The organism is Athalassotoga sp. (genome assembly GCF_049965695.1).
In the GTDB taxonomy this organism is placed as follows: domain Bacteria; phylum Thermotogota; class Thermotogae; order Mesoaciditogales; family Mesoaciditogaceae; genus Athalassotoga.
Genome location: NZ_JBMFWB010000010.1, coordinates 17,138 through 36,018 on the forward strand (window position 1 = coordinate 17,138; position 18,881 = coordinate 36,018).

Below are 18,881 nucleotides of genomic sequence, written 5' to 3' on the forward strand. Positions count from 1 at the left end.
GCATTAATCTTGAAAAATTTATCTGCCGAGCAGATAAGAAGTGAATTTCTTGAATTTTTCAAATCAAAAGGTCACGAAATCCTTCCAAGTATTTCTCTTATACCTGATGATCCACAATTGCTTTTCACCGTTGCCGGGATGGTGCCTTTTAAAAAGATTTTCTGGGGTCTTGAGGATCCAAAATATTCAAGAGTTGCAACCGTTCAAAAGTGTATAAGAACGAATGACATAGAGAATGTCGGAAGAACTCCGAGGCATCACACATTCTTTGAGATGCTTGGAAATTTTTCTTTTGGCGATTATTTCAAAAAAGAGGCGATAGAGTATGCCTGGGAATTTTTAACCACCAGACTTGAAATTCCCGAGGATAGGCTTTGGGTATCGATATACAAAGATGATGATGAAGCCTTTGATATATGGACAAAAATCATAGGTCTGGATCCAAAAAAGATAGTCAGAATGGGAAGAGAGGATAATTTCTGGGGACCGGTTGGGCCAAGTGGACCATGTGGACCTGATTCGGAGATATTTTACGATCTCAGAATTCCGGTCAAAGAGTGTCCCGATCTGGATAAATGCACGCCGGAATGCAACTGCAACAGGTTTTTAGAAATATGGAATCTTGTTTTTACAGGCCTTTATCAGGATGAAAATGGAAATCTCGGAGAATTGAAAAGGAAGAACATAGATACAGGCATGGGCCTTGAAAGAGTTGCTTCCGTTTTGCAGGGAGTCAGAAGCAATTTTGAAACGGATCTTTTCATGCCTTTGATCCACAAATCCGAGGAAGAATTTTCTGTGAAATACGGCAGAGATGATGGCACAGACATATCGATGAGAATAATAGCGGATCACGCAAGGTCTGCGACTTTTTTGATAGCCGACGGTGTCTCTCCTTCAAACACGGAACGTGGATATGTACTCAGGCGCTTGATAAGAAGGGCTGTAAGGTACGGAAAATCCATAGGCGCTCACGATACTTTTCTTTACAGATATGTACCCGTTGTGGAGAGTGTAATGGGCAAGAGATATCCCGAAATAGGGATGAGAAAAGATTTTATCATGGAAACCATAAAATTCGAAGAGGAAAGATTTTTGAAAACTCTTGATCAAGGTCTTGCACTTGTTGAGAAGATACTTTCTAATTCTTCAAAGATATCAGGCGAGGATGCGTTCAAACTTTATGACACTTACGGTATGCCACTGGATATCCTGCTCGATATGGCAGATGAAAGAAAGGCCATCGTCGATGTCGATGGCTTTAACAAACTTATGGAAGAGCAAAAAAGAAGATCGAGAGAGAATCTTGGCCTTCAGTCTTTTGTGGATAGCATTTATGAATCTCTTTCGAATGTTAAAACGGAATTCGCTGGATATGAAAATCTTAAATCTTTTTCAAAGGTCATCGCCATGATTTCAAACGGAGAAGAGGTAGGCAGTGTAACGGCGGGAAACGAAGCCGAGGTTATCTTCGACAAAACTCCTTTTTACGCCGAAATGGGAGGACAGGTTGGAGATTCCGGCAGATGTGAATTTAAAGATGGAAGTGCGACTGTCATAGATACTTACAAAAGAGGCACACTCCATTTGCATAAGGTAAAGGTTGATAGAGGGACTTTGCGGGTCGGAATGGAAGTTAATCTGATTGTTGATTTCGACAAAAGAATGTTTATAGCGAGAAATCACACGGCCACACATCTGCTTCAGGCAGCACTTCAAAAAGTGCTCGGAGATCATGCGAGACAGGCAGGATCCTACGTTGGTCCCGATAGGCTAAGGTTCGATTTTACCCACAATGCTTCCCTTACAGATGAAGAAATCGGTAAGATAACGACGCTCGTCAATTCTGAAATTTTGAAAGCGACGCCCGTTCAAGTCAAGATAATGTCTCTTGATGAGGCCAAAAAAATGGGTGCAATGGCACTCTTTGGAGAAAAATACGGGGATGAGGTCAGAGTCGTGATGGTCGATGACTTCAGCAAAGAATTGTGTGGCGGCACGCACGTTTCAAATGTCGGTCAGATAGGCGGATTTTTCATCTTAAGCGAAAGGGCGATATCTTCCGGAATCAGAAGAATAGAGGCCATAACCGGATTGAACACAATCGAATTGCTGTCCGGCTACAAATCTACACTTTCAGAGATTTCAAAAAGTCTTCAGTGTACTCAGGATGAAGTGGATCAGAAGGTAAAGATCGTCATCGAGGAGAATCAAGCGCTGAGATCGGAAAATAAAAATCTCAGAAAAAAAATCATTTTCGAAGAATTAAAAAAGGAAATAGCGCATGCCACTTCTGACAACAAAAAATTTCTTGTTTTCCAAACTCGCGATCTCGATCCTGCGGATTTGAGAGACATTGCGGATGATGCCGTTAAAACATTTGCGACCGGTCCCGTGATTTTACTTCAAGAAAACGGTGAAAAAGTCACGATGATAGTCAAATCGACGAATGGAAAGGCAAATGATGTGGCATCGATCGTTTCAAAAACATTCGGCGGAAAAGGTGGAGGACGTTCTGATATGGCACAGGGTGGATGGAACGGAAAGATCGAAATTGAAAAAATCAAATCGATTCTCTCGGAGGTACTGAAATGAAAGCCTTCCTTTTTGATCTTGATGGTACTTTGCTGTTATCCGATGAAGAAATTTTTTACAACAGGTATTTCGAACTCGTCGGTCAGGAATTCAAGGATGTGGTTAATCCAAAAGAACTCATAGATGCGATACAGGAAATCATAGAGAATATGATCTTTGACGGCGGGGACGAAAACAATTATCAGAGGTTCATGGGAAAGATATCTCAAAAATTTGGCAAAAAGGCCCTGGAATTCGAGAAAAGGTTTGACGCTTTCTATTCCAACAATTTTAAGTTGCTTAAACCACTTACAAAGCCAAACGATCGCCTGATAAATCACATGCGCAACTTATCCGAAGTGAAAGTGCTCGCGACAAATCCGATCTTTCCGGAAATAGCAATAAAAGAGAGGATGAAATGGGCTGGCCTTGACGATGACGACTTTGCGCTTGTGACTTTTATGGAAAATTCTCATTATCTAAAGCCTAACCCGAAATATTTTTTAGAGATATGTGAAAAGATAAAGGCTGATCCTCAAAATTGCACCATGATGGGAAACGATCCGAAACTCGATGGTGCGTGCGAGAAAGTTGGGATTAAGTTTGTTTTAGTCGGAGAAGACGGGAATTTTTGATCATTTCTCTGCCATTTCTCTTAATTTTTTTGATTGACTTTCGTCACTCTCTATTACAATCAGTACATCTCCGGCATTTATAACGGTTGAAGGGTCCGGATTGAATTTGAAATCTGTACCGTTTTGCATTGCCACAATGAGGAGTCCCGTTTCTTTTCTTATATTTGCATCGCTCAAAGTTTTGCCAACAAGATGGCTTCTTACGTTGACAAGTATTTCTTCCATCTTAAGATGTACGTTGTTCGATTGATGGATTATATCCATGAAAGATTGAAGCGCCGGATTTAGCACAAGAGAAGCCATTCTCGATCCGACTATCTCCGTCGCCGAAAGCACGTTGTCCACTCCTGCGTATCTTAACCTTTTTATGGCCGTTACGTTGTCGGCCTCGCTTATTATTTTGAGACCTTTATTCATGTTCCTTGCCATCAAAGAAACGTAAACGTTCAAAGAATCGTCTGATAACGTTACAACCAGCGTGCTTGCCTTGTTTATGCCTGCTTTGGTGAGCGTTTGCTCATCCATGGTATCTCCCACGACGTACAAAAAATCGCTCTCTTTCATGATATCTTTTATGCTCTCTTTCACTTCATCCACTCTTGTCGGCGTAGGTGTGGCAAAAACAAAAGGATGGTTTCTTACGGCAAGTTGTCTTATGACATACTTTCCTATTTCGCTTCCGCCCATTACTATGCAGTGACCTTCCATTTTGTCTATCATCTTCATCATCCTTCTTAATCTCATGTATTTTCTCAGATCGCCATCTAAAAAAAAGGAGGTAACAACTCCTATTGCGTAGAGGTATGTTGATATCCCTATGACGATCAAAATCGTTGTAAAAAGATAACCGTTGTAATCCAAAGGTTTTGGAAGACCGTAACCAACGGTCGATAAAGTCATCGCCGTCATGAAAAGCGCATCGACGATGTCCCATTTTTCTATTATCATGTAACCGAAAACGCCAAAGACAAAAACTGCTGCGACAAGCGAAAATGCTATTACAACGTGTCTCGTCCTTTTTTTCAGATCTTCTTCCATTCACATCACTCTTTTATATCCGGCCATTCGTCTTCTCCGCCACCAATCGGCTCTGCGTGAATCGTAACTTCTTTTACGTCCGGCAAATTCTTTTTTATTTCGTCTTCAATAGAGGTCATTATGCTGTGAACATGTTGAAGACGCATTTTTCCGGGAATTTCAACATGCATATCCACTATGTAGTAAGATCCAAGTTTTCTGACTCTGATAAGATGAGGGTTGAAGACGTATTCCTGTTTTTTGACGATCTTTTCTATTACCGCCGTCATTTTTGGATCTTGCTTTTCCATCAACTCCGGAATGCCCGCTTTTATGACGTCTATCCCCATCCATACGATCAAAACTGCCACGGCTATCGACGCAATGGGATCGAAGATCGTCATTCCGGTTAGCAGCACAAGTACACCGCCTGCAAGAACGGCGACTGATGCAAAAACGTCGCTCATGTAATCTTTTGCATCCGCGATGACGGCTTGATTTGAAAATTTTTTACCTGTCCTGAACATGTAATACGAAAGAAAAAATTTTCCAACGATGCTGACCGAGGCTCCGACGATCATTATCAGGGCTATGACATCGTGATGGCCGAAATCCATGAAAGATTCCTGGGCTATCAAAAAGCCTGCGAAGATAACTGAAATGCCCACTATGTTTGCGACTATCGTCTCGGCTCTGCCATGGCCGTAAGGGTGTTCCGTGTCTGGCGGACGGCCTGCAACCCTTATACCCTGATAAACAAGAATCGATTTTGCCACATCCATAGTTGTATCCACTCCATCACTTATCAAGGCAATGGATCCGCTTATAATTCCAAGGAGTATTTTAAAAACCGCAAGGATGGCGTTGCCGTAAATTCCAATTTTAACTGCCTTTAAACTTTTTTGTGTTCTTTCTTCCATGAAGTTTTTTCCCTCATGTTCTCCTTTTTGTGTTAAAATCTTTATGACTCTAAGTATTTTACCATAGGAGGGCTTAAATGGATACAACAGTCAAGTTTGATAACGTTAAGAAGGTCTATTCCGGAGATGTAAAGGCTTTAAATGGGATATCTTTTGAAGTTTCGACGGGAAGTATCTTCGCGATTCTCGGTCCAAATGGCGCCGGTAAAACCACAACTTTGAAGATAATAATGGGTTTGATAAGGCAAACGGATGGAACCGTGAGTGTGATGGGTAAGGTGCCTTTTCCGGATGGAAACAAAGAAATTTCTTTTGTTCCGGAAGAGAAAAATCTTTACGATGGGATGAAAGTGTCAAAAATGAAGGATTATTTTTCGGCATTTGCGCCTAATTTTTCTGAAGAAAAATTTGATCAAATTCGCAAAAGATTGGATTTGACTTATCAGAGAAAGGTAAAAGCCCTTTCGCAGGGAAATAAGACCAAACTTTACCTTGCACTTGCCCTTTCGCAGGATGTCAAACTTTACCTGCTTGACGAGCCGACGTTAGGGCTCGATCCTGTGGTAAGAGCCGAAGTGCTTGAACTTGTTAATGACATCGCAAAAGAAGGTAAGACGATAATTTATTCTTCGCAAATACTCTCAGAAGTTGAGGAGGTTTGCGATCATCTTTTGATCCTTAAAAACGGGACGATTCTTTACACGGGTACGATGGCAGATTTTAAAGGGGCCAACGGAGAAAATCTTTCGAAGGCTTTTCTTGACCTCGTAAGAAAGGGTGAGATCAAATGACATTTGTTGAATTCAAATTAAACTTGACGAGGGCAATAGTGCTTATTGCCATCTTAATCGCGCTTTCCCTTGTTCCCGTCTTAAGTCATAACTTGGTGACAGGTATCTTTGGTTCTCCTGAAGTTCAGCAGAATTTAAAAAATAATCCTGTTGGTCAGCAGGGTCTTAACGCCATCTTATCCAATTACAACTTTTACTCGTATGCGGAATGGTACGGGGGGAATTACAATTTTCTTTCGATAATCGTCGCCATAGTGATGAGTTTCTCTCTCTTTTCAAAAGATAAAGAGCACAAAACATTTTACATCATGGCCGGAAGAATGACAAGATGGGAAATATTTTCATCTAAAGTTTTCGCGGGTTACATATGGACAGCGGCGATTGTGATTATAGGCGGACTCTTCTATTATCTTCTTTCATTGACAATGGGATATACCCTTTCGGGTACCATGGTTGCTATATGGACAGCAAGAGCGGTTGCCGGCGCTGTGCTTTTTTACCAGATAGGTGCATATACGTCGATGCTTTTTTCAAGTCAGGCAAGACCTATACTGCTTGACATAGTAATATTTGCAGGATTGCTGACGGCGGGCGCTTTCGAACAAACTAAATTTCTTGACTTTTTTCAGTACATGGGCGGACAAGACGTACTTACCAAACAATCTTTCGGTGTGCTTACCTTTTCAATTTTACTTGTCATCGCCGCCGGCCTCTTCATACTTCAATACTTTCATTTTAGAAGTTCGGATCTTTAAAGACAGTGCTGGAGGCTCAGCACGAAAAGGCTCGTGGCACGTAGCCGGTAGCGTGTAGAAAAAACACTCATCCTGCCCTATGTCAAGTCGAATAAACATTCGATTTTTAAACTTGAGTTGGCATATTATGTTATAATGCTTTTAGATATATGCCAAACGAAATTCAAATTTCGAATGACCGCTCCGGCAGGTGCCCCACTCGATGTCTGGTCCTCGCAGGCTGCGGAGGCCATCGAGAGGGCATCCTGCCCTGCGCTCCCAGTAAATAAGAATTCGGCTTTTAAAGTGAATTCATTATAAATTAAGGAGAGAGACGATGAAAGACGTTGTACTTATAACCGGCGCATCAAGCGGTATAGGAAAGGAACTTGCGCAATTATTCGCAAAAGAGGGCCGGGATTTGGTACTTGTATCGAGAAATGAATCTGAATTGAGAAAAATTTCGAAAGATCTGTCAGATAAATTCGGGATATCTGCTTTTATCATTCCAAAAGACCTTTCAATGCCTTCCGCTCCGGATGAGATTTTTGATGAGTTGAAAAAAATGGAGTTGAATGTTGATGTACTTGTCAACGATGCTGGTTTTGGAAGTTACGGCGCTTTTATAAAGACCGATTTGAAAACATCTCTTGATATGATACAGGTTAACGTTACGGCACTCACACATTTGACATGGCTTTTGGTGTCGCCGATGATCAAAAACGGCAAAGGTAAGGTGCTCAACGTTGCTTCCCTTGCTGCCTTTCCGCCGGGACCTTACATGAACGTTTATTATTCTACAAAAGCCTACGTTTTGTCATTCTCGGTTGCACTCAACGAAGAGTTGAAAGGTACGGGTGTTTCTGTGACGGCTCTGTGTCCCGGACCGACTGACACGAATTTTCAAAAACGCATAGGTCTTACAAGTGCAGAAACTTTCAGCATAAAAAGCATGAGCGTACAAAAAGTGGCCTTTATGGGTTATAAAGGCTTGAAAAAAGGTAAATTAATAGTCTTGCCGGGCTTTGTAAACAAGATCACGGCTTTCGCACTCAGATTTATTCCCAAAAGCACGGCTGCCCATTTCGTCGCGATAGGGCAAATTTCAAGAAAGTAATGGCTTTTTAGGATCTATTTTTTTGCCCTTCACATCATGTAAACCATCTTTGAATCCTCTGAATATATAGGGCTTTGATTCCGGAGAAACGTATGACCATATGTATCTATCAATTGACAGGTAAAGTTTAACGCCTAAATTCACTATTTTAAAATTTTTAGTCGCCAGAATTGGATTTCTGAAAAGATAATAAGTTTTCCACGGAGGAACATTTGGTTTTGAAAACGGAAAGCGAAAGATGCGTTTTTGCCTTATCCAGTCTTTGTGTGCTATCAAACTTGAATGGACTCTTATCATCTTGAATCCGGCCTTTTTTATTCTCATGGAATAATCGTAATCATCAGCGTAGATGAAAAATTCCGAATCAGGAAGGCCAACTTTTTCAACAACTTCTTTTTTTACCGCAAAACCAACAAAAGTGCCCGTCACCGCAGATGACGTCTTATTTGATGGTTTTGTATTATCTTCATCTGTCAATTTGCTGAGAAAAACGCCTATGTTCGAATTTTGATTTTTTAAAATGGTATATTCGAGTGCTTCGAGAGCATTTTTGTAAGGAATTGCATCGTCATCCATCATCCAAACCCAATCCGATCCGTCATCGATCGCACATTTCAGGCCACACGCAAATCCTCCGGCACCCCCGATATTTTCTTCAAGCCTTTTGAATTTAACTTTAGATAGATTTTTCAAAAAATCATATGTGCCATCCGTACTTGCATTGTCAACGACTATTATCTCATCGGGAATTCTTGTTTGAGACAAAAGTGCATCGATGTTTTTTTTGAGCCAGTTTATTCTGTTGTAAGTTACGACTACGGCTGCGATCTTCATCTGTGTTTGAAGAAAGAATAGTTTGATATGTCATCTTTTGGAGCAAAGAAAGCAAAATTGAACGGTTCGAGATCGATTGAAACAGAACCGGCACTGATTTTCACAACACGATTCGAGATCATATCCTTCATCTCCAATCCATCGAAAGCGTACGAATACGGTATCATGACATTTGAAACGCTTGTCATACCGGTAGGGTTAGCGACAAAAAGCATGAACTTCTCCCATTTGTCATATCTTAAAATAGACAGGATATCTCCCGCCATCCATATTTTTGTTTTCCCGCTTGAAAGTACATCAAACGTTTTTCTTAAATTGTTCATTTTCTGGTAAAATTCGAATCTTTCGTTTTTTTGATTCCAGTTCATGGGAGATCTGTTGAACGGATCCGGCCCGCCGTTCATCCCTGTTTCTTCACCGTAATAAACCATGGGAATTCCCGGGAAGGCATTTTGAATCGCTATCGCCAAACGTACCTTTTTTTCGTTGCCGAGTACGTAAGAAAGTCTTGGCGTATCATGTGAAGAAAGTATAGTCCATGAATTAAGCAACTTATCTTGAGGATATTCGTCAATCATCCAGTTCAAAGCGGTAACGTAATCGTTTGTGGTAATTTCATCATTTAGGATAGAAAGTGTTGATTGCCTGAAAAAGTAGTTCATCACCCCATCCATATGATCCATCCAGTCTTTGGCATAGGTCATCACCTCGCCTATCATCTGTCCGCCGAATTCGTGAATTTTGTCCATGATGCGATCAAGATGGCCCATTCCAACATCGTTGGCACAGTCGATTCTAAATCCGTCTATGCCTTTTTTCATCCAGTATTCTACAACTTTTAAGACAAATTCCATAACATCGGGTCTGTCGAGATCCAATTCCGTTAGTTCACCGAAACCTCTCCACCTTTTGTTTGTTCCCATCTTTGAAATTATTTCGGCATCAGCGCTCGCATGATTAAAAACGCCGTCGAGGAAAACCTTTATTCCTTTTGAATGAAAGACTCTTACCAATTCTTCGAGATCCTTTTCCTCTCCGACCATCGGATTTATTCGAAAGTAGTCAAGCGTATCGTATCTGTGATACGTTTTTGAATCGAAAATAGGCGTGATGTAAATTGCACTTGATCCGAGATTGGCTATGTGATCGATTTTCGAAATCACACCGCGAAGATTCCCACCGTAAAATTCGTTTACAGCACCTTCGATCGGTGAATCCCACGATTTAACCTGATATTTTTGATCTGAACTTGCAAATCTGTCGACGAATATCTGGTATATCATCTTCCACCTCACAATTTGCTTATATCGTTGAATCCTTCTCCAAAGGCTTTGTCTATGTCTTCAACTATGACAAAGGCTTTTGGATCTATCCGTTTTATAGTGCTCAAGAGTTCTGCTATTTCTCTTCTTTTGATGACGACCATTATCATTTTGTACGCTTCGTTTGTGTATGCCCCTACTGTTGGAACGTAAGTCACACCATGGCTCATTTTTTTAACGATGTAATCAGATATTTCCTCATTTTTGGCCGAAATTATGAAAAGTTGTTTGTTCATTTCCATACCGCGCATGAGAAAATCTATTGAAAGTCCATTCAAGACTATGGCAAGAATGGCGTACATTCCTATGTTTATGCCATATTGAAAACCTGAAAGCACGCCTATCGCTATATCTGCAATCAAAACTCCCTGTCCAAGCGGAATGGCAAAAAATCTGTTGAAAAGTTTTGCGACTATATCCGTTCCTCCCGTGCTTCCGTTTTGCGAGAAGGCTATCGCCATGCCAAAAGCCGTTATTATCGATCCGAAGATCGTCGCGAGCATCAAATCTCCGCCGTTGTAAACCGGTATTGGAAATATGTTGTTGAAAAGATCGACGAAAAATGAAAGCAAAAATGTCGAATATATCGTTTTGAAACTGAAATCTATGCCAAGAATCAAAATGGCCATGAGTATCAAAAATCCATTTATTATGTACATCCATACACCGATTTGGATCAAAGGCACAAGACCATGAAGGATTATCGCAAGACCGCTTGCTCCTCCCGCCGCTATGTTGTAAGGTACGAGAAAGGCTACCACACCAACTGCTGTTATAAGGTCTCCTACCGTTATAAGTGAATATTCTTTTGTGACATTCCAAAATTTCGATCTTTCCAAACTTATCACCTAATGGAATTTTAACACAGGATCGTCTTGCAACAAAAACGGCACGTGGTACGTAGCCGGTAGGGTGTGAAAAAGGGAAGACGCCAAGCGATTCTAAATCGTTTTCATCTTTGCCATGTATTGAAATAAAATGATTTTAGTGGTATTATATTATTTGCCTGTCAAGGCAAATTTACCTTAAATTCATATTTTGAAGGGAGGAATTCAGATGAAACGTTTGGTAGTGCTTACAGTCGTCATTCTTGCACTTTTGACGATGGGTGTTTTTGCCGCTACTCCGGGACAGTTACTTATTTGGGCAGATTCTACGAGGGCCCCGATTTTGACACAACTCGGTAACGAATTTCAGGCTGTTTACGGTATACCTGTCAAAGTTGTAGAAATGAACTTCGGTGATATCGAAAATAAATTCATAACAGCCGCTGCTGCAAATGAAGGGCCGGATATAATAGTTGGTGCAAACGATTGGGTTGGTCAATTGGCAGCGGATGGACTTTTAACTCCTGTCACTTTCCTTTCATCCGATCAACTAAACCAATTTGCGCCTTCATCTCTTCAGGCTTTCTCTTACGGTGGTAAACTTTACGGACTGCCTTACGGAATAGACGTACTTGGTTTGTTCTACAACAAAGATTACGTCACAAATCCACCAACGACTCCAGATCAACTTTTCACGATGGCACAGCAAATGACATCTGGCGGATTTTACGGACTTGCGTATGGAGTGTATGGTAACCCGTATTTTTCCGCTCCATTTGTTCAAGGATTTGGCGGTTACGTGTTCGGGACAAATCCGGACGGTTCTCTCAATCCAAATGATATAGGACTTGCCAATTCCGGAGCAGTTGCCGGACTCAATTACATAGTGAAGTTGTTTACTTCCGGAATTATACCGCAGGGTGAGGATAACAACACTGCAGATAATCTCTTCACATCCGGTAAGGCTGCCATGTTGATAGATGGTGAGTGGGAAGTACCTGCTATTCAACAGGCCGGTATCAATTTCGGAGTTGCACCTATTCCTGGTGGAAAACCATTTGTCGGAGTTCAGGGTTTCATGATAAGTTCAAAATCTCCTAACCAGATTCAGGCAATGGAATTCATGTCGGATTACATAAACACACCGGATACGATGTACAAAATCTGGCAGGCAGATCCAAGAATTCCGGCGCGCTACGATGTTGCCGCCAAAGCCGAGGCAGTTGCACCATGGCTTAAGGGCTTTGTCGATGCTTTAAGCAACACAACTCCTATGCCAAACATTCCGCAAATGGCTTCTGTATGGAATGCATGGACCAACGCTATAAACCTTGCAGTTAGCGGTAAGGAATCTTCGCAGGCTGCTTTGACGACGGCAGTTCAGCAGATACAGCAAGCGATATCTAAATAAAATTTCGTAAGGCGGGAATTATCCCGCCTTACATTTATAACGGAGGGATTAATTTGTTAAAAAAGACGATTCTTTGGGTATCTGTTGCGGTTATAGATGCAATACTTGCCTGGGCGATAACGCTTTTGATGGCAAATGGTTCTTACGCGCTTGGTGTTATAGTCGTTTTGTTGCTTATCTTTATAGATTACGCACTTATAAATCCAAAAGGATATCCTTTTAAATACATGGTCCCTGCGATCATAATATTGATGATCCTTACCGTTTACCCGATATATTTCACCGTTCAACTTGCATTTCAGAATTATGAAACGGGATACATGTGGACGCGAGATCAGGCTGTCAACATAATGCTTGATACAATAGTTATAAGTCCCAATCCAAAATTTTTCAATTATTCCGTTTACACGCTTTACCAAGATTACAAACCAACGGATGATTTCGTGATGCTTTTGAAAGATTCCGATGGAAATTTGTACATAGCAAATTCCCCGATTAAAACCGGAAATGCCAAATACGTAAGCAATTTTGAGATGATAACAAATGGATCGGTTTCTATAAATGGTGTCAGTTATTCACTTGTGAGGTCTTTAAAAGATCCTTCACAGATAATAGCGATTTCGGTTGACGGTCAAAATTACAATTACTTTTACAGTCCTTCGGATCAAACAACCTTTCCGAATTTGAAATTTTTCAACGTTAATTATGGACCGGAATTGAGCAACACCGAATTCATAAACTCTCAGTTTGGCACGCTCTTTTTTACGACCACCTATGGTTTCAACAAATTGGTTACGGCCAAATATGAATACATACTCTCGACCATGCCTGTCGTGGAAAATGGACGTAACGTCGAGAAAACAGTACTTGTCAACACGATGACGAATCAGCCTGTGGTTGAACACGATTACGCATTTTGGAATGTAAATCCAACCACAGGCAAACAGACCATGATAATCGGTTATTACGGTAACGTTGGCTTTTCGAATTTTGGATCGCTTTTGACAAACAAGCAGATAACTTCTCCGTTTTTAACGGTCTTTATATGGACATTTGAATGGGCTGCGCTGAGTGTCTTCTTTACTTTTGCAGTTGGGTTGATCCTTGCCGTGGTTTTGAACAACAGGCAGATGAGACTGAGAACGATTTACAGAACTTTACTCATAATTCCATGGGCAATACCCGCATTTATCTCCATAATAATATTCCGGGTAGGCTTCTTTAACGTGAGTTTTGGAATAATAAACAGGATATTTTTGGGAGAATGGTTACACTTAGCACCGATAAATTGGTTTGGAGATGCTTTCTGGGCAAAAGTCGCGCTGTTTTTGGTCAACACGTGGCTTGGCTTTCCTTACATGATGGTTATCTCTTTGGGAGCGTTGCAATCAATTCCGGATGATCTTTATGAAGCCGCTTCCATAGACGGATCTTCTAAATGGCATTCTTTCTGGACGATAACTTTTCCATTACTTATGACGCCGCTTGCACCTTTGCTTATAGCATCATTTGCATTTAACTTCAACAATTTCAACGTCATCTATCTTTTAACGGGAGGCAATCCTCCTATTCCCAACTCAATAACTCCGGCCGGACAAACGGATATACTTTTAAGTTACACCTACAACCTCGCATTCGGCGGAGCGGCGGGACGTAATTACAGTCTTGCGGCTGCGATATCCATACTTATTTTTGTTATAATAGCAGTCATCAGTGCCATAAACTTCAAATTGTCGGGTTCTTTTGAAGAGGTGAACAAATGATGTTTAAAGTTCATCCTGTAAGGCACATAATAATCATAGCCGTCATAGCGGTGGTCTTATTTCCGATTCTATGGATTTTCATGACATCTATAAGAAGGGACAATTCTTCCATAAGTCCAAATTTGTTCTCAGGGCAAACGACATGGCAAAATTACGTCGATCTGATTCTCGAAAAGAAAAACGTTCCGGCCCTTTACAACGAAATATCGAACATTTACAGTCTCGGAACTCCTTACAACAAAATGAGCAAAGGAGAAATTTTAAACACGCTAAACGGCGATTTTAACACATTTGACGGGTATTTCAAAGACACCTCCAAGATGAACGATTCTATAACGTCTAACGCTTCTTGGATATCGGTCAATTTCATTCCGAAAGCGAAGTCTGAGGCAATTGAAAATGTCAAATCAAATGCCGGGATGGATATGACGTATCTCTCGACAATTTCAGCATATCTTTCAAATAAATTCAGCACACTCGATCAAAATTACAAATTGGCAGGCCTTTACGATACTCTAAATACCGTCAAAGCCTCTCAGACGCAACAGGCGATAGAAATAGCAGGTCAGTATTTCCCGGACATTCTGACGGCACGGGCAACATACGTCAACGCCATGGCTTCGGTTGTGTCCGTACTTTCTAACGTACCCGGAGAAGTTTCGCAGATTCTTCTGGAAAATAACGCAGATAACAAAACGGCCAAAGATCTCGTCGGGGCTTATCAGGAAACCATCGATTCCCTTAAAAACGGTACTTTTAACTATGGCCAGTGGTTTGCTCCGGTTTATCTCAGGCGCATAAACATGGATACGATAAATCTTTCTAACACCCTTGGATCAACGGCAAGCGGGCAACTTCAAAACATAAAAACTTCTGTTTTTTCTGCGATTCAAAAGGTTAATTCCGCCCAGACAGTTTACGATAAAAGTGTTTCCGATGCGATTTCACAGGTTCAAAATGTAAGAAGCGATCTTGTGGGTACGCTTCAATCTTCTATAACAAATCTCAACAACACTTATTCAACGCTTCAAACCCAATTGAGTACGATGATGGCAAGTTCCACCGCTTTACTCAGTTCTATGTCTTACGATGCATCTCAGGTTTCTATCTTTTCAAATAACATAGTGCCAACGGCCATGGCAATTGATGACATGATTTCCGTCATGAAAGATGCGTTGAAGGGGAAAACCGCACCTTCGACGCAAAACGGAGTTTTCTACGATGTTTCATCTTACATATCTCAGGTCAAAAATTGGGTTGGCATCTCTTCGAAATATAAGATTTTCGATTCTATAACGGCGCAGGTTCAAAGAATTCTTGATGATCTTGAGTACATTCAAAACAATCAGTCTTTGATATTCGCGAATATGAATTCAAATGCAATTTCGAATGTCAAATCTTCTCTTCCGATAGCGCTTTTGAAATTGCAATCGGGTCTTTCGATGTCTTTGTCCGTTCTTCAAAATTACGATGATTCGGCCCAAAAATATGATAAGATAGCCTCCGAAGTGCCTCAAATAAACAAAACAATTTCAGAAATTTCATCTGAGATACCGCCCATGCAGCAAAAAATAAATGACATAAACTCTAAAATATCCTTATCTTCTTTGTACTTTAAAACTATCTTGATGGTGCCTGTCATAAAGGCCGACGAAGCAAAAATAGGTACTTTTGAAAGTGCCGCAACTTTTTTAAGCGATCTCAACGCATATTACGGTACGCTTGTGAATTCTTCAATTTACAAAGATATCCAGCCTATTCCTCCTTCGTTGAGGTACGATCAGTTTTTTAACACGCAAAAATTGATGGACACGATTAACCTTACTTTGCAAACGACGTCACAATTCAACACTTTCAACGCTCAATACGGTAATTACATATCGAACCTCAAAGAAAGAAGCAACGCTTACATAGACATAAACTTGCTTGGCTTCCCGTTCAGCGTAAACGAAATAAACGCCATGAACAATCTCTACCAGAATCAATACGTTTCAGTCATAGCGCCGGCACTCGGAATAATTTCAAGGAGGACGAACGAACTCGCGGCGTTGCCTTATTTCAAAGACATAAGCGGGAGGTTGAATTCCATAAACAACACATCTTATTATTTGACTCAAGACTGGCAGGTAAAATATTTGCCACCTTTCCTTTTATGGCTATTGAACAGCATAATCGTTGCCGGAAGTGCTGCCGTGATAACAGTCTTGCTTTCTGCTTTGATGGCCTATCCATTCTCACGTCTCAGATTTCCCGGCAGAAAATACGGTTTGATAAGCATATTGCTCATACAGATGTTTCCAACTATGATGGCAATGGTCGCTCTGTACCTTTTGCTGAATTACATAGGCCAATTTTTACCGTTCCTTGGCCTTAACTCTCTTGGCGGTCTTGCCTTCCTTTACATAGGTGGCGGAATTGCATTCAATTCATGGCTTATAAAAGGGTTTTTCGATACAATTCCGACCGAACTTGAAGAGGCCGCGATGGTCGATGGGGCAACGAGATTCCAAACATTCTGGAGGATAATACTTCCGCTCTCGGCTCCGGTGCTTGCGGTTACGGTTATCCTGAGTTTTATAGGAAACTACGGCGATTACATACTTGCATCCATAATCATGTCCGGTATAAATCATTACACTTTTGCGGTTGGACTCCAATCCTTTGCAACAAGCCAGTATTCAACTAACTGGGGTCTTATGACAACGGCGGCGTTGATCGGAATGATTCCTATATTGGCACTCTTTTTGAGTTTGCAAAGATTTATAGTCGGAGGTTTAACGCAGGGATCGGTGAAGGGATGAGAGTAGATTACGAAAAATCCCTTTTGGGTTTGATAAATTCGATCGTCTCGAAATTCGGTGTCGTGCCATTACACAAACCTCTGCCGAAAGAATATCTTGGGCCGAAATTTGAAAGTGCAAAGCGGGTTGTCATGATTTTGATCGATGCGTTGGGATACGATGCCGCTTTGAATCTTTTTCAAAATTCAAACTTTAAACACATCGATAAACCCAAAAAAATATCGTCTGTTTTTCCTTCGACGACGGTTAACGTGCTTACAACGCTCGCAACGGCTGCATCGCCCATTGAACATGGCATGTTAGGATACATACTTTACCTTAAAGAATTTGGTACCCTTGCAAACATGATAGATTTTTCACCGATAGGAATGCCACGTGACACTTTGATATCGAGAGGCGCAAATCCTTCAACTTTTCTCGATGTTAAAACCATATACGAGCCTTTAAGAAATTACGGTGCAAATCCACTTATAATAATACCTTCCTCTTTCAAAGAAAGCGGCCTTTCCAAGATTCACGATCACGGATCTGCCGTTCAGGGTTATTTTGACATAATCGATATGATGGTTAAACTCAGAAATAGCCTTGAATCTGAAAAGTTTTCTTACATTTACGCTTACTGGCCTATGGTTGATGCCATGGGACACATTTATGGGCCATCTTCCGAGGAGTACATTGAAGAATCCAGACTTGTGCTCAAAACTTTTGAAGATATCGTTTACGAAAGGCTTTCGGATAAAGTAAAAGACGATACCGTTTTTATCATAACGGCCGATCATGGTCAGATTCACACACCATGGCAGCATGAATATCACATAAAACCGGAAGATAAATTTGTCTCGACTTTACAAATTTTACCTACGGGAGAGCCGAGGATCATGTATCTCTACACAAAAGATCCGCAAAAGACCATCGATGAAGGTGAACGAACCTTCGGATCGAACGTTGAATTTCATTCTTCAATGGAATTTCTCGATGAAGGATTATTTGGCCCGGGTATTCCTAATCCTAAATCGATAATGCGCATAGGCGATCTCATAGCCGTTCCAAGGAATGATTATTCATTTGTGGTAAAATATACCGGAAATGAACATCAGATGAAAGGAAAACACGGAGGGCTATCGGAAGCGGAAATGGATATTCCCCTTTTTGTGATTTAAATGAATAAGATGGAAGAGTATCATGAACAGGATATTAAAAATTCGGTTAATTACATCTGGATAATCCTTTCGATCTTTTTACCGTTTGTCATTTATTACGTGATGTACAAAATATCAAGATCGGTGGATGACCATATAAAACACAAAAAAGCACTTTACAAATCATACGCCGAAAACATTCCTGCCGATCTGAAAAAAGATTTGGACGATTTTCCCACTACCACGATAGGTTATTACTGGCTCTTTTTGCTTTCGGGATTTTTTGAATTTTTGATGGGTTCGATATACACGATAAATCTCAAAAACCTTTACATACCGATGCCGATCGTTTTAGCGGTTTTGATCAATTTTTTCTTTTTAGTCATCCTTGTTGACGTGATATCGAAAAGATTTTACGTTCATCAGTTGATAGAAGATGACGTAAATCATCATATAAACAGCGCATCATCAAGCACCGCTTCATTTAAAAAGAGAAATGGCATTGTCTTTTTAATACTTTCAATTCTGACCTTGACTATATACATCTACGTCTACCTTGCCGTTATAACAAAAGAATATCTTTCGCATCTCGATCTCGATTACACCGTCATGGAGCATTTGAAATGATAAAAGGGATAGGGATTGATATTCTCGAAATTTCGAGAGTTGATGAAAAATTGGCAAAAAGAATATTTTCGGAAGCAGAGATGAAATTGTGGCAAAAGCGTCAAGCCAAAGAGTTTTTGGCCGGCAGATTTGCACTTAAAGAGGCTTTTTTTAAGGCTTTGGGCACGGGCATAAGGGACGTTGAACTGTCCGATCTTTCTTTTGTTCCGGATGATCTGGGAGCACCGCATCTTTTTGAAAATGCGGTTGTTGATGCTTTAAAAGAAAAATACGGTTTTGATTTTGTTCACGTATCTCTTTCTCATGACAACGGCATGGCAGTTGCGGTTGTCGTGATTGAGAGCAGAAAAAACTATACTTAAATAACTT

16 protein-coding genes are annotated in these 18,881 nt (G+C 40.7%); 11 read left to right on the forward strand and 5 right to left on the reverse strand.

All coding sequences use genetic code 11. The annotated features are described in order from the left end of the window. The first annotated feature begins 9 nt into the window (after positions 1-9). Complete coding sequence (gene alaS, locus ACP5NR_RS04440) at positions 10-2,595, forward strand: alanine--tRNA ligase (protein ID WP_428006029.1); 2,586 nt, start codon at positions 10-12, stop codon at positions 2,593-2,595. Then, complete coding sequence (locus tag ACP5NR_RS04445; RefSeq protein ID WP_428004404.1) at positions 2,592-3,209, forward strand: HAD family hydrolase; 618 nt, start codon at positions 2,592-2,594, stop codon at positions 3,207-3,209. The genes alaS and ACP5NR_RS04445 overlap by 4 nt, the downstream gene beginning before the upstream one ends. Here the strand turns inward: ACP5NR_RS04445 and ACP5NR_RS04450 are convergent, their stop codons facing one another. Further along, positions 3,210-4,247 carry a potassium channel family protein gene (locus ACP5NR_RS04450; protein ID WP_428006030.1) on the reverse strand — a complete coding sequence of 346 codons (1,038 nt, stop codon included), beginning with the start codon at positions 4,245-4,247 and terminating at the stop codon, positions 3,210-3,212. Positions 4,248-4,252: 5 nt separating this feature from the next. Further along, positions 4,253-5,146: a cation diffusion facilitator family transporter gene (locus ACP5NR_RS04455; protein ID WP_428004406.1), complete on the reverse strand. Its 894-nt coding sequence runs from the start codon at positions 5,144-5,146 to the stop codon at positions 4,253-4,255. A gap of 77 nt (positions 5,147-5,223) precedes the next feature. Between ACP5NR_RS04455 and ACP5NR_RS04460 the strand changes: the two genes are divergently transcribed. From ACP5NR_RS04460 to ACP5NR_RS04470, 3 genes are all read left to right on the forward strand, one after another. Then, complete coding sequence (locus tag ACP5NR_RS04460; RefSeq protein ID WP_428004407.1) at positions 5,224-5,937, forward strand: ABC transporter ATP-binding protein; 714 nt, start codon at positions 5,224-5,226, stop codon at positions 5,935-5,937. Further along, positions 5,934-6,692, forward strand: coding sequence for a hypothetical protein (locus ACP5NR_RS04465; protein WP_428004408.1), 759 nt, complete (start codon positions 5,934-5,936; stop codon positions 6,690-6,692). The genes ACP5NR_RS04460 and ACP5NR_RS04465 overlap by 4 nt, the downstream gene beginning before the upstream one ends. 316 nt (positions 6,693-7,008) lie before the next feature. Further along, positions 7,009-7,788 carry an SDR family NAD(P)-dependent oxidoreductase gene (locus ACP5NR_RS04470; RefSeq protein WP_428004409.1) on the forward strand — a complete coding sequence of 260 codons (780 nt, stop codon included), beginning with the start codon at positions 7,009-7,011 and terminating at the stop codon, positions 7,786-7,788. On the opposite strand, the gene ACP5NR_RS04475 is transcribed toward ACP5NR_RS04470, so the two are convergent. From ACP5NR_RS04475 to ACP5NR_RS04485, 3 genes are read right to left on the reverse strand one after another with little or no spacing between them, the layout of a single operon-like run. After that, positions 7,777-8,622 carry a glycosyltransferase family 2 protein gene (locus ACP5NR_RS04475; protein WP_428004410.1) on the reverse strand — a complete coding sequence of 282 codons (846 nt, stop codon included), beginning with the start codon at positions 8,620-8,622 and terminating at the stop codon, positions 7,777-7,779. The two genes, ACP5NR_RS04470 and ACP5NR_RS04475, sit on opposite strands and share 12 nt — an antisense overlap. After that, positions 8,619-9,905: an alpha-amylase family glycosyl hydrolase gene (locus ACP5NR_RS04480; protein ID WP_428006031.1), complete on the reverse strand. Its 1,287-nt coding sequence runs from the start codon at positions 9,903-9,905 to the stop codon at positions 8,619-8,621. The genes ACP5NR_RS04475 and ACP5NR_RS04480 overlap by 4 nt, the downstream gene beginning before the upstream one ends. A gap of 8 nt (positions 9,906-9,913) precedes the next feature. Then, entirely contained in the window at positions 9,914-10,783 is an 870-nt protein-coding gene (locus ACP5NR_RS04485; protein ID WP_428006032.1) for a YitT family protein, read from the reverse strand. A 217-nt stretch (positions 10,784-11,000) separates the two neighbouring features. On the opposite strand from ACP5NR_RS04485, the gene ACP5NR_RS04490 reads away from it, so the two are divergent. From ACP5NR_RS04490 to acpS, 6 genes are read left to right on the forward strand one after another with little or no spacing between them, the layout of a single operon-like run. Continuing rightward, complete coding sequence (locus ACP5NR_RS04490; RefSeq protein WP_428006033.1) at positions 11,001-12,182, forward strand: sugar ABC transporter substrate-binding protein; 1,182 nt, start codon at positions 11,001-11,003, stop codon at positions 12,180-12,182. A gap of 53 nt (positions 12,183-12,235) precedes the next feature. Beyond that, on the forward strand, positions 12,236-13,945 hold the full coding sequence (locus tag ACP5NR_RS04495; RefSeq protein WP_428006034.1) for an ABC transporter permease subunit: 1,710 nt from the start codon (positions 12,236-12,238) through the stop codon (positions 13,943-13,945). Beyond that, positions 13,942-16,746 carry an ABC transporter permease subunit gene (locus tag ACP5NR_RS04500; RefSeq protein ID WP_428006035.1) on the forward strand — a complete coding sequence of 935 codons (2,805 nt, stop codon included), beginning with the start codon at positions 13,942-13,944 and terminating at the stop codon, positions 16,744-16,746. The genes ACP5NR_RS04495 and ACP5NR_RS04500 overlap by 4 nt, the downstream gene beginning before the upstream one ends. Further along, on the forward strand, positions 16,743-17,906 hold the full coding sequence (locus tag ACP5NR_RS04505) for an alkaline phosphatase family protein (protein ID WP_428004416.1): 1,164 nt from the start codon (positions 16,743-16,745) through the stop codon (positions 17,904-17,906). The genes ACP5NR_RS04500 and ACP5NR_RS04505 overlap by 4 nt, the downstream gene beginning before the upstream one ends. Next, a complete protein-coding gene (locus ACP5NR_RS04510; protein ID WP_428004417.1) occupies positions 17,907-18,512 on the forward strand; it encodes a hypothetical protein in 606 nt (201 codons plus the stop codon). After that, positions 18,509-18,874, forward strand: coding sequence for a holo-ACP synthase (gene acpS, locus ACP5NR_RS04515; RefSeq protein ID WP_428004418.1), 366 nt, complete (start codon positions 18,509-18,511; stop codon positions 18,872-18,874). Before ACP5NR_RS04510 ends, acpS begins: the two co-directional genes overlap by 4 nt. Positions 18,875-18,881 lie beyond the last annotated feature (7 nt).

Bases quoted from the DNA above. Each gene is read 5' to 3' on its own strand.
- ACP5NR_RS04445 (WP_428004404.1), top strand. From the start codon at position 2,592: ATGAAAGCCTTCCTTTTTGATCTTGATGGTACTTTGCTGTTATCCGAT.
- ACP5NR_RS04450 (WP_428006030.1), bottom strand. From the start codon at position 4,247: ATGGAAGAAGATCTGAAAAAAAGGACGAGACACGTTGTAATAGCATTT.
- ACP5NR_RS04455 (WP_428004406.1), bottom strand. From the start codon at position 5,146: ATGGAAGAAAGAACACAAAAAAGTTTAAAGGCAGTTAAAATTGGAATT.
- ACP5NR_RS04460 (WP_428004407.1), top strand. From the start codon at position 5,224: ATGGATACAACAGTCAAGTTTGATAACGTTAAGAAGGTCTATTCCGGA.
- ACP5NR_RS04465 (WP_428004408.1), top strand. From the start codon at position 5,934: ATGACATTTGTTGAATTCAAATTAAACTTGACGAGGGCAATAGTGCTT.
- ACP5NR_RS04470 (WP_428004409.1), top strand. From the start codon at position 7,009: ATGAAAGACGTTGTACTTATAACCGGCGCATCAAGCGGTATAGGAAAG.
- ACP5NR_RS04475 (WP_428004410.1), bottom strand. From the start codon at position 8,622: ATGAAGATCGCAGCCGTAGTCGTAACTTACAACAGAATAAACTGGCTC.
- ACP5NR_RS04480 (WP_428006031.1), bottom strand. From the start codon at position 9,905: ATGATATACCAGATATTCGTCGACAGATTTGCAAGTTCAGATCAAAAA.
- ACP5NR_RS04490 (WP_428006033.1), top strand. From the start codon at position 11,001: ATGAAACGTTTGGTAGTGCTTACAGTCGTCATTCTTGCACTTTTGACG.
- ACP5NR_RS04500 (WP_428006035.1), top strand. From the start codon at position 13,942: ATGATGTTTAAAGTTCATCCTGTAAGGCACATAATAATCATAGCCGTC.
- ACP5NR_RS04505 (WP_428004416.1), top strand. From the start codon at position 16,743: ATGAGAGTAGATTACGAAAAATCCCTTTTGGGTTTGATAAATTCGATC.
- ACP5NR_RS04510 (WP_428004417.1), top strand. From the start codon at position 17,907: ATGAATAAGATGGAAGAGTATCATGAACAGGATATTAAAAATTCGGTT.
- acpS (WP_428004418.1), top strand. From the start codon at position 18,509: ATGATAAAAGGGATAGGGATTGATATTCTCGAAATTTCGAGAGTTGAT.